The 2,412-nt window shown below is 36.5% G+C and carries 3 protein-coding genes; 1 reads left to right on the plus strand and 2 read right to left on the minus strand.

The genetic code is table 11. The annotated features are described in order from the left end of the window. Nucleotides 1–103: 103 nt before the first annotated feature. Nucleotides 104–868: a hypothetical protein gene (locus HRT72_09495; GenBank protein NQY67939.1), complete on the minus strand. Its 765-nt coding sequence runs from the start codon at nt 866–868 to the stop codon at nt 104–106. A gap of 97 nt (nt 869–965) precedes the next feature. Between HRT72_09495 and HRT72_09500 the strand changes: the two genes are divergently transcribed. After that, nucleotides 966–2,027, plus strand: coding sequence for a branched-chain amino acid aminotransferase (locus HRT72_09500; GenBank protein NQY67940.1), 1,062 nt, complete (start codon nt 966–968; stop codon nt 2,025–2,027). On the opposite strand, the gene HRT72_09505 is transcribed toward HRT72_09500, so the two are convergent. Next, nucleotides 2,024–2,386: a hypothetical protein gene (locus tag HRT72_09505; GenBank protein ID NQY67941.1), complete on the minus strand. Its 363-nt coding sequence runs from the start codon at nt 2,384–2,386 to the stop codon at nt 2,024–2,026. The genes HRT72_09500 and HRT72_09505 overlap by 4 nt on opposite strands. Nucleotides 2,387–2,412: the final 26 nt, after the last annotated feature.

The following is a 2,412-nucleotide window of genomic DNA, read 5'->3' on the forward strand; positions in this document are numbered from 1 at the left end:
AAACGATAGATTTAGAAAAAAGGCCCATTTGATTTTGGAAACATCGCCGTCTATATCGTGATGATGGTGGTGATGTCCGTGATGATGGTGGTCGTGACTCATTTTAGTTGTTCGTTTCGAAGGCAATATTAAGCCAATTGTTTAAATCACTTATAATCTCTGCATTCAAACTATGATCAATAAGGTATTCTTTATACGTTATATCTACGGGATATTCGCTTAAAATTCTTTTGATAATCTGCCCTTCAATAACAGGAATAATATTGTCTTCCGTACCATGTGAGATAAAGAAGGAATGCTCTTTTAATTCGTTTGAAGCGGCAAATGATTTTTTCGCTTCAGAGCACGATCTTCCACTAAGAACTGCCGCTCCAGAGAATACCTCTGGATATGTCATTGTTAAATTTAAAGCCATCATAGCTCCTTGACTAAAACCAACCAAGTAGATAGGACGGCTAATTGAATAAGTCTTTTTTATATGATTGGATAAGATAATCATCTGTTGATATGAGTTTTCCTCTTCTATTTCATTATGGCCCACTACGGTACCATTTTCCCAATCCAATCCGTACCATGCAAACCCATTTTGATTTAAAAGGAGCGGGGCGCGAACAGAAACTTTATGGAATCTGTTATCCAGTGCTCCTCCTAGGTTGGCGAACGATTTTTCATTACTTCCGTATCCGTGCATTAATATTAATAATGGAGATTGAGAAGTTGAATTAGCCGGAGCTGAGTATCGGAATTCTAATGTGTTTTCTTCCTCGTTTACAGATGAATGCTGTTCTTTTGATTGCGTTGTTTCCCCACAACTAAGTATCAATAGTGTTGAAATAAATAGGAGTAAATTGGCAATTCGAATACGCATAGAAAACGATAGTTAAGTAAAAATACTAATTAGATGAGCAACAGTTCGGCCTATATAAAGATACTTCGTAATTTAGCCGTCCAATTTTTCAGGAATTATGGAAGCAAATAATATTTTAATTACAAAAATAGAGAAGTCAAAAATAGGTGAACTAGACTTTGATAATCTTTCTTTCGGAAGAGACTTTTCTGATCACGCATTTCTTTGTAGGTATAAGGATGGTAAATGGGGGCAACCTATTATAGAACCATACGGTAAACTTCAATTCGCTCCATCAACTGCTGTTTTACACTACGGACAAGCAATTTTTGAAGGAATGAAAGCACAGAAGAATAAGGATGGAGATGCTTTTATTTTCAGACCGGAAATGAACGTGCAGCGAATGAATAAGTCTGCGGTTAGAATGGGGATGCCTGAAATTCCAGAAGAAATATTCATTAGCGGTCTTAAGCAATTACTTGATATTGATATGGATTGGATTCCAGAAAAGGATAGAAGCTCTCTTTATATTCGACCTTTCATGTTCGGAACGGATGAGTATATCGGTGTTAAGTCTTCGGATGAATATTTATTCATGATTATAACATGTCCGGTTGGAAGTTATTATTCTGAACCTCTTAAAGTAAAAGTAGAGAACAACTATATCCGCGCAGCGGAAGGCGGTGTTGGTTTTGCCAAAGCTGCTGGGAACTATGCTGGTTCATTACTTCCTGCGCAAAAAGCTTTAGAAGAAGGTTATCATCAAATTATTTGGACAGACGCCAAAGAGCATAAGTATATAGAAGAATCTGGTACTATGAATTTGATGTTTATCATAGATGATACTATTATTACACCTCTTCCTGGAAATACAATTCTTGCTGGAGTAACTAGAGACAGTGTATTGACTATTGCACGAGATCTTGGATACAACGTAGAAGAACGACCAATTTCAGTTGCTGAGGTAATAGACGCTCATGCTGCAGGTACATTGCAAGATGCATATGGAACTGGTACAGCAGTTACTATCACGCACATTAAAACCATCGGTTATAATGGAACTGATTACGAATTACCTGAAATAAGTACTAGGTCAAAATCTCTAGAGATATTAAGTAGGCTAGAGGCTATAAAACTTGGTAAAGGAGAAGATAAGCACAATTGGGTCGTTAAGATCTAGTTCAACCGTGCCTCTTCAGTCTCGTTTATTGGTTTTCTAAACACAAATTGCTCGTTAAAGATATCCAGAATTAGGTGTGCACCATCTTCCACGTTCGATTTGAGTATTTCTTTAGAAAGCTCATTAAGTACCTTTTTTTGTATCAATCGTTTTATTGGTCGAGCTCCGTATTGAGGGTCATAGCCTTCTTTTACTAAGTAGTCGATTGCTTCCTTACTTGGTACGATGCTTATTTTCTTATCCGCTAGAAGCTTAGAAAGTAGATTGAGTTGTATCTGAACTATCTCCTTTATCTCTTTTTTACTAAGTCGGTTAAATATTACTGTATCGTCGATTCGATTAATGAATTCTGGTCTCATTACAGATTTAAGAAGAATGTTTATTT

It is taken from the genome of Flavobacteriales bacterium, assembly GCA_013214975.1.
GTDB lineage: Bacteria > Bacteroidota > Bacteroidia > DT-38 > DT-38 > DT-38.